Origin of the sequence: Pseudomonas violetae (assembly GCF_023072615.1) — a bacterium.
Classification (GTDB): Bacteria; Pseudomonadota; Gammaproteobacteria; order Pseudomonadales; family Pseudomonadaceae; genus Aquipseudomonas; species Aquipseudomonas violetae.
In genome coordinates this window covers 37,785-45,715 of record NZ_JAKNRW010000041.1, presented here as the reverse complement: position 1 = coordinate 45,715, position 7,931 = coordinate 37,785, and the positions used below count along the sequence as shown (strand labels likewise).

At 58.3% G+C, this 7,931-nt stretch carries 7 protein-coding genes; 3 read left to right on the top strand and 4 right to left on the bottom strand.

The window, feature by feature from the left end; translation table 11 throughout:
• Positions 1–366: 366 nt before the first annotated feature.
• Together L9059_RS26990 and L9059_RS26985 are read left to right on the top strand one after the other, a co-directional pair.
• Positions 367–1,848, top strand: coding sequence for an APC family permease (locus L9059_RS26990; RefSeq protein WP_247293956.1), 1,482 nt, complete (start codon positions 367–369; stop codon positions 1,846–1,848).
• A gap of 64 nt (positions 1,849–1,912) precedes the next feature.
• Positions 1,913–3,775 (top strand): NAD(P)-binding protein, encoded by a 1,863-nt coding sequence (locus L9059_RS26985; protein WP_247293954.1) that lies wholly within the window; start codon positions 1,913–1,915, stop codon positions 3,773–3,775.
• A 63-nt stretch (positions 3,776–3,838) separates the two neighbouring features.
• On the opposite strand, the gene L9059_RS26980 is transcribed toward L9059_RS26985, so the two are convergent.
• The 3 genes from L9059_RS26980 to L9059_RS26975 all read right to left on the bottom strand — a co-directional run bounded on the left by L9059_RS26980 (position 3,839) and on the right by L9059_RS26975 (position 4,650).
• On the bottom strand, positions 3,839–4,081 hold the full coding sequence (locus L9059_RS26980) for a hypothetical protein (RefSeq protein ID WP_247293952.1): 243 nt from the start codon (positions 4,079–4,081) through the stop codon (positions 3,839–3,841).
• A 22-nt stretch (positions 4,082–4,103) separates the two neighbouring features.
• Entirely contained in the window at positions 4,104–4,355 is a 252-nt protein-coding gene (locus L9059_RS31135) for an AbrB/MazE/SpoVT family DNA-binding domain-containing protein (protein ID WP_428480304.1), read from the bottom strand.
• A gap of 109 nt (positions 4,356–4,464) precedes the next feature.
• The gene (locus tag L9059_RS26975) at positions 4,465–4,650 is read right to left on the bottom strand and encodes a hypothetical protein (protein WP_045061012.1); all 186 of its coding nucleotides are present in this window, start codon (positions 4,648–4,650) and stop codon (positions 4,465–4,467) included.
• A gap of 388 nt (positions 4,651–5,038) precedes the next feature.
• Between L9059_RS26975 and L9059_RS26970 the strand changes: the two genes are divergently transcribed.
• A complete protein-coding gene (locus L9059_RS26970; protein WP_247293950.1) occupies positions 5,039–6,664 on the top strand; it encodes a glucan biosynthesis protein D in 1,626 nt (541 codons plus the stop codon).
• A gap of 76 nt (positions 6,665–6,740) precedes the next feature.
• On the opposite strand, the gene L9059_RS26965 is transcribed toward L9059_RS26970, so the two are convergent.
• Positions 6,741–7,847: an NADH:flavin oxidoreductase/NADH oxidase gene (locus tag L9059_RS26965; RefSeq protein WP_247293948.1), complete on the bottom strand. Its 1,107-nt coding sequence runs from the start codon at positions 7,845–7,847 to the stop codon at positions 6,741–6,743.
• Positions 7,848–7,931 lie beyond the last annotated feature (84 nt).

The following is a 7,931-nucleotide window of genomic DNA, read 5'->3' as shown; positions in this document are numbered from 1 at the left end:
GCTGGTCAGCGAAATGCCCCATGGCGGTCAGAAATTGTCCGGGTACGGCAAGGACATGTCGATGTATGGGCTGGAGGACTACACCGTGGTGCGGCATGTGATGTTCAAGCACTAAAAAGCATCGCTGGCAAGCCAGCTCCCACAAGGGTTGGGGCGTACCCAACTCTGTGGTCAACCACAAATCCTGTGGGAGCTGGCTTGCCAGCGATGGCGTCACCTCGGTTTCAAGGCAGAAACCGGCACCCTGCACCACCAGGCGTCACACCCTACAAACCAAAACAACAATTACCGAACCGGGCGTACCGCCACAGCCGCGCCACGGTTTCGGACATCCGAAATCTGCCGATTTTCCGGAGCTAACAAACCATGAGTGCATCAACCGATCTCCCCACAGCCGTCGACAGCGATGCCGAGCAGCTACGCAAACTGGGTTACACCTCCAACTTCAATCGCAGCATGAGCCTGTGGGAAAACTTCGCCCTGGGCTTCACTTATCTGTCCCCGGTCGTAGGGGTTTATACCCTGTTCGGCCTGTGCCTCGCCGCCGGCGGGCCACCGATGTTCTGGGCCTACCTGCTGGTCGGTTGCGGCCAGTTGCTGGTGTGCCTGATCTTCGGTGAAGTGGTCTCGCAATTCCCCATTTCCGGCGGCGTCTACCCATGGGCGCGTCGTCTGGTGGGTAAGCGCTGGGCGTGGATGGTCGGCTGGATCTACTCTATCGCCCTGTGCGTAACCATCGCTGCGGTGGCAGTCGGTGCCGGCCCTTACCTGGCGGCAATGCTCGGCTTTGAACCCAGCAACAACACCAACATCATCATTGCACTGGTGCTGACGCTGTTCGCCACCCTGGTCAATCTCAGCGGCACCAAAGTGCTGGCGCGCATCGCCATGTTCGGTTTCCTGTGTGAGCTGGTCGGCGCGGTGATCGTAGGTGTGTACCTACTGGTGTTCGAGCGCCATCAACCGCTCAGCGTGTTGTTCAACACCTTCGACATCAGTATCAACGGCTCTTACCTGCCGGCCTTCCTCACCGCCTCGCTAGCGGGGATGTTCCTGTATTACGGCTTCGAGGCCTGCGGCGATGTCGCCGAAGAAACTCCGAACCCGAGCAAGCAGATCCCTGTAGCCATGCGCATGACCATCTACATCGGTGGCATCGCGGCAATGTTTGCCTGTCTGGCACTGATTCTCGCCGTGCCCGACATGCAGGCGGTCATCGACGGCACCGATAAGGACCCGGTCACCACCATCCTCAACAACGCCTTCGGCCCAGTGGGCTCGAAAGTGGTCATGGGCGTGGTGATGATTTCCTTCATCTCCTGCGTCATCAGCCTGCAAGCAGCGGCGAGTCGCCTGCTGTACTCCTACGCGCGGGATGAAATGGTCATCGGCAGTTCACTGCTGAAGAAGATTTCTCCTACCACCCAGGTGCCAGTTGCTGCGCTGTTCGTATCCGGTGTCCTGCCTGCGCTTATCATCGTGCTGGGCTTTTTCCTGCAGGATGCGGTGGCCACGATCGTCAGCTTCGCGGCAATCGGTATCTACCTGGCCTTCCAGATGATCGTGTTGGCTGCGCTTTATGCTCGCATGAAGGGCTGGAAGCCGAGCGGCAAATTCACCCTGGGCGCGTGGGGCTGGGCGGTCAATATCGGCGCGCTGGTCTATGGTGTCGCCGCCATCATCAACATGGCCTGGCCACGCACCCCGGATGCGGTTTGGTACGTCAACTACGCCATGGTATTGAGCACCGCCATCGTCATCGGCCTGGGCCTGCTGTACATGTGCCTCGCCAAACCCTACGACCACGGCACCGCGCCTGCAGGCGACGCCTGGAAAGTCAGCCGGTAACGGCTCTCGCCCCGGCACCTGAGCGGGTACCGGGGCGATTTATGAAAACCAACAAGGATTAAACATGGACATCTCCCGCCGCGACTTCCTCAACGGCGTTGCAGTCACCATTGCTGCCGGCATGACGCCACTGCAGATTCTCCAGGCAGCCCCCGATGGACGCTATTACCCGCCGGCCCTCACCGGCCTGCGCGGCAGCCACGTCGGCTCCTTCGAAATTGCCCACCAGATGGGCTGGGAGAAAAAGGTCTTCGACACAGATAAGCTGCCAATCACCGAGGAATACGACCTGGTGGTAGTAGGGGGCGGCCTCAGCGGTCTGTCAGCCGCCTGGTTCTACCGAGAGAAACATCCGAAAGCACGCATCCTGATTCTGGAAAACCACGATGACTTTGGCGGTCACGCCAAACGCAACGAATTCTCGGCCGGTGGTCGCACAATCATCGGCTACGGCGGCAGCGAAGCCTTCCAGTCGCCGAATCATTTGTATAGCCAGGAAGTGAACGGCCTGCTGAAAAAACTCGGTGTCGACATCAAGCGCTTCGAGACCGCCTTCGACCGTCAGTTCTATCCCGACCTGGGCTTGTCCCGCGCAGTGTTCTTCGACAAGGAAAACTTCGGCGAAGACAAACTGGTCAGCGGCGATCCAACGCCGATGGTGGCTGACGACATCGCCCCTGATCAGCTGCACGCCCGTTCCATTACCGACTTCATCAACGATTTCCCGCTGCCGCAAGAGGATCGACAGGCGCTGATTGCGCTGCACATGACGCCCAAGGACTATCTGGCCGGCAAGACCACCGAGGAGAAAACCGCGCACCTGGAAGCCACCAGTTACCAGGATTTCCTGCTCAAGGACGTAGGACTGTCAGCCCAGGCGGTGAAGTACTTCCAGAGTCGCACCAATGATTTCATGGCCCTGAGTATCGACGCCGTCGCTGCTTGCGACGCTTACTCGGTCGGCTTCCCAGGCTTTAGCGCAATGAATCTGGAGCCCATCAGCGAAGAAGCCCAGGCGGAAATGGAAGAGCCCTACATCTACCATTTCCCCGACGGCAACGCGTCACTCGCCCGCCTGCTGGTGCGCAGCCTGATCCCGTCAGTCGCACCGGGACACACAATGGACGATGTGGTCCTCGCCCCATTCGACTACGCCAGGCTCGATCAACCCAAGGCTGCAGTGCGCATTCGCCTCAACAGCACGGTGGTTAGCGTGCGCAACGTGGGCAGTGGCGTGAACGTCGGCTACAGCCGTGGCGGTCAACTCAGCCAGGTACGCGGCAAACATTGCATCATGGCCTGCTACAACATGGTCATCCCGTACCTGCTACGGGACCTGCCTGCGGAGCAGTCTCACGCGCTGAGCCAGAACGTGAAATTCCCACTGGTCTACACCAAGGTCGTGATCCGCAACTGGGAGGCGTTCCAGAAGCTGGGCGTGCATGAAATCTATGCCGCGACCCAACCCTACAGCCGTATCAAGCTCGATTATCCGGTCAGCATGGGCGGCTACGACCATCCGCGCGACCCGAAACAACCCATCGGGCTGCACATGGTCTACGTCCCCACCAGCCCCAATAGCGGCATGAACGCCCGCGACCAGGCACGGGCCGGCCGTGGTCGGCTGTACGGCCAGTCGTTCGAACAACTGGAAGCGCAGTTGCGCGATCAACTGCAACGCATGCTCGGCCCCGGCGGCTTCAACCACCAGACTGACATCCTGGCGATCACCGTAAATCGCTGGTCCCACGGCTACGCCTATTTCTCCAACAGTCTGTATGACGATGCGGATGAAAGCGAAAAACTGATGAACCTGGCGCGTCAGCCAGTGGGTCGAGTCAGCATCGCCAACTCGGACGCAGCATGGAGCGCGTATGCGCATGCGGCGATTGATGAGGCGTATCGAGCGGTGGGGGAAGTCGGGTAGTCAATCAGGATTTGAAAGTCCACGGATGGCATCTGCTCTGCTGTCCGTGGAAATCTACAGGCGTTACACGGGAACTATCAGCTCCACCGAAGGAACATAATTGCGATATCGCCTGGCATCACGAGTCAGTAAAGGCAATTTTTCTAATGTAGAAAAAGTCTGCGACAACTCGGCGTAAATAATAGGATTAATGGTGAGCTCATGGAGTTGGGATTGAGCTCGTCGCTGGTGAATAGACCATTCAGCCCAAACAGGATCATCTTCCAGTACGTCAATCAACACATGCGTATCGACCAGAATAATCAATCATCACCTCGCAGCAATGCCATCAAATCATCCGTTCTCCATTTGATATCGCTTTCCCGCGTGCCGCCTCAAACCGGTCCGGAGAGACTGATTTGGCAGGATCGGCTTTTTGCCTGCAACGATGCAGTACCACTTCACCTTGGGCGTTAACACTGAACTCGATAGCCGAACCTGGCAGAAGACACAGTGCGCCACGGATTGGCTTTGGAATCGTTACCTGCCCCTGCTTGTCATTGTCGTCGTCATGTCGCGCTCCCGAAATATTAGCAACCACTGGAAAGTAATACCTAGTACTTGAGACGCAACCGCCGCTGATCGTCGGAATATTATCTATGGGTAGGAGGATTCGGCCGCAACTCTCGTTACGGCCGATCCCTGCCTCGTCAAAACCGCGACACAGTCCGCATCGCGTCCACCAGATAGCGCATGGCGATCCGGTCGCTCTCCGACAGGTCGCGGTATTGCTCCACCAATTTCATTTCATCCGAACTCAATCGACGCCTTCGACGACTGACATTGAAGCAAGGAAATATTCCTAACATTTCGGTAATGCCTTGTACTTTCGCCATGGACGATGTCCTTCCATATGTCAGAGAAAACCTAAATACCATCGCCCCTATCCAATCGTGCAGCCACCGGCCTGAAGGGCAGAAACCGGTCATGCCCTTAGAATAGAAAGTTAATCGGCGCTGAAAAGGGGTTTTTAGAGTAATTAGTCGAAAAAAGCAGAAATGCCCTCAAATTCAGAACGGCCCGTCAGAAAAGTTACTCGACATTTCTTGTTTCATTGCCGAACTGTCCTAATGCCATCCATCAATTTTTCTCTGCTCCCGAACCGTTTAAGCTAATTGGCATCTGTTTAGAGTCCGTTGTGTTTGGCCGAAGGCATGTCCGAACCTCATTTTTGATCCAGTACGTGCCAGGAACGGCGCGGGATTGTTCACGACAGGTTTACTTATGCACCGCAGGAATTTGCTCAAAGCGTCCATGGCCATTGCGGCCTACACAGGCCTGTCCGCCACCGGACTGCTGGCATCCCGGGCCTGGGCTGCCAATGGCACGGCCGATGGCGATGCCCAGGCATTCGACTTCGAGGCACTGAAGATCCAGGCCAAGCAACTTGCCGGCAATCGCTACAAGGACACCAAGCAGGTGCTGCCGCCGACCCTGGCGACCATGACGCCGCAAAATTTCAATGCGATTCGTTACGACGCTGATCACTCCTTGTGGAATGATCTCAACGGTCAGCTCGACGTGCAGTTCTTCCACGTCGGCATGGGGTTCAAGCAGCCCGTGCGCATGTACAGCGTCGAACCCAAGACGCGCCTGTCCCGCGAAGTGCATTTCCGCCCTTCCCTGTTCAACTACGAGAAAACCACGGTCGACACCCAACAGCTCAAGGGTGACTTGGGTTTCTCCGGATTCAAGTTGTTCAAGGCACCCGAGCTGGACCGCCACGACGTGTTGTCATTCCTCGGCGCCAGCTATTTCCGCGCGGTTGACGCGACCGGCCAGTACGGCTTGTCGGCGCGCGGCCTAGCGATTGATACCTACGCCAAAAAGCGCGAGGAGTTCCCCGACTTCACCAAGTTCTGGTTCGAGACGCCGGATAAGAACAGCACCCGCTTTGTGGTCTACGCCCTGCTGGACTCCCCAAGCGCCACCGGTGCCTATCGATTCGATATCGATTGCCAGGCCAGCCAGGTGGTGATGGCCGTCGACGCGCACATCAACGCCAGAACCGCCATCGAACAACTGGGTATCGCACCGATGACCAGCATGTTCAGCTGTGGCACCCATGAGCGGCGCATGTGCGACACCATTCATCCGCAGATCCACGACTCCGATCGACTGGCCATGTGGCGCGGAAATGGCGAGTGGATCTGCCGGCCGCTGAACAATCCGGCGACCCTGCAATTCAACGCGTTCGCCGACACCGACCCCAAGGGCTTCGGCCTGGTGCAAACCGATCACGAGTTCGCCAGTTACCAGGACACTGTCGACTGGTACAGCAAGCGTCCAAGCCTGTGGGTAGAACCTACAACCGCATGGGGCGAAGGCTCTATCGATTTGCTGGAAATTCCTACGACCGGCGAGACTCTGGATAACATTGTCGCCTTCTGGACGCCGAAAAAACCGGTGGTGGCCGGGGACTCGCTGAACTACGGCTACAAGCTCTACTGGAGCGCCCTACCACCGGTAGGCACGCCACTGGCGCGAGTCAACGCCACACGTTCGGGCATGGGCGGCTTCACCGAGGGCTGGGCGCCGGGCGAGCATTATCCGGAAGTCTGGGCGCGACGGTTTGCGGTGGACTTCAATGGCGGCGGTCTGGATCGCTTGCCGGAGGGTACCGGAATCGAGCCGGTGGTGACGTGTTCGAATGGCGAGGTGAAGGACTTCAACGTGCTGGTGCTGGATGACATCAAGGGTTATCGCATTATCTTTGACTGGTACCCGACCAATGACAGCGTGGAGCCGGTAGAGCTGCGGTTGTTCATCCGCACCCATGACCGGACCTTGAGCGAGACCTGGTTATACCAATACTTTCCACCTGCGCCTGACAAACGCAAGTACACCTGAGATTAATCGGCGTCCGTACTCACGCCGTCCCTGTGGGAGCAAAGCTTGCTCCCACAGGGACACTTCACAGCTTCGCTCAATCGCGCAAATCCGCCTCATGAATCGGCTGGTCCCGATGCGTCGCTCGCTGATACTGCGCCGGCCAGACGGCCTTGCGCCCACCCAAATCATCATCGGCATGCAACGGCCAGTACGGATCACGCAACAGCTCCCGCGCCAGGAAAATGATATCCGCCTGGCACGTGCGCAGAATGTGCTCAGCCTGCGCAGGCTCGGTAATCATTCCTACGGTTCCCGTGGCGATGCCTGACTCCTTGCGCACCCGCTCGGCAAAGCGGGTCTGATAACCAGGGCCGATCGGAATTTCCGCATTGACTGCCGTACCGCCCGAGGACACGTCGATAAGGTCCACCCCCAATGTCTGCAGACGACGCGCCAGCTCGACAGTTTCATCAGGGTTCCAGCCATCCTCTACCCAGTCAGTCGCCGACACTCGCACAAACAGCGGCAACTCTTCGGGCCACACCGCCCTTACCGCTTCAGTCACCTGCAGGACCAGACGGATGCGATTCTCGAACGAACCGCCGTATTGATCCCGGCGCTGATTACTCAGCGGCGAGAGGAATTGATGCAGCAGGTAACCATGTGCAGCATGCACCTCTACCACTTTAAACCCGGCCACCAGGGCGCGCTTTGCCGAGTCGACAAAGGCCTGGATGATGTCAGCTATCGCCCCCTCATCCAGCTGCGTGGGTTGGGTGTGTTGCGGGTCGAAAGCGATTGGCGACGGGCCAACAGGCACCCAGCCGCCATCCTCCACCTTGACGCTGCCATGCTTGCCAAGCCACGGCCGAAACGTGCTGGCCTTGCGCCCGGCATGTGCCAGCTGAATGCCTGCCACCGCGCCCTGGGCGGCGATAAAGCGGGTAATGGGTTGCAGGGGTTCGATCTGTTCGTCATTCCACAGGCCGAGGTCCTCAGCGGTGATGCGACCATCGGCGGTGACGGCCGTGGCTTCGGTAAAAATCAGGCCCGCGCCGCCAACCGCACGGCTGCCAAGGTGAACCAGATGCCAGTCATTGGCCAGGCCATCGACGCTGGAGTACTGGCACATGGGTGATACCGCGATGCGGTTGAGCAGGGTTAGCTGACGCAGCGTGTAGGGTTCAAGCAGCAGACTCATGGGGCACCTCTCGAATCAGTGGGCAGGCTCCAGGGTTCTGTTTGAAAGTCGACGAGTGACAGTAAAAAGATGCAGAACCCGCCC

Bases quoted from the DNA above. Each gene is read 5' to 3' on its own strand.
- L9059_RS26985 (WP_247293954.1), top strand. From the start codon at position 1,913: ATGGACATCTCCCGCCGCGACTTCCTCAACGGCGTTGCAGTCACCATT.
- L9059_RS26970 (WP_247293950.1), top strand. From the start codon at position 5,039: ATGCACCGCAGGAATTTGCTCAAAGCGTCCATGGCCATTGCGGCCTAC.
- L9059_RS26975 (WP_045061012.1), bottom strand. From the start codon at position 4,650: ATGGCGAAAGTACAAGGCATTACCGAAATGTTAGGAATATTTCCTTGC.
- L9059_RS26990 (WP_247293956.1), top strand. From the start codon at position 367: ATGAGTGCATCAACCGATCTCCCCACAGCCGTCGACAGCGATGCCGAG.
- L9059_RS26965 (WP_247293948.1), bottom strand. From the start codon at position 7,847: ATGAGTCTGCTGCTTGAACCCTACACGCTGCGTCAGCTAACCCTGCTC.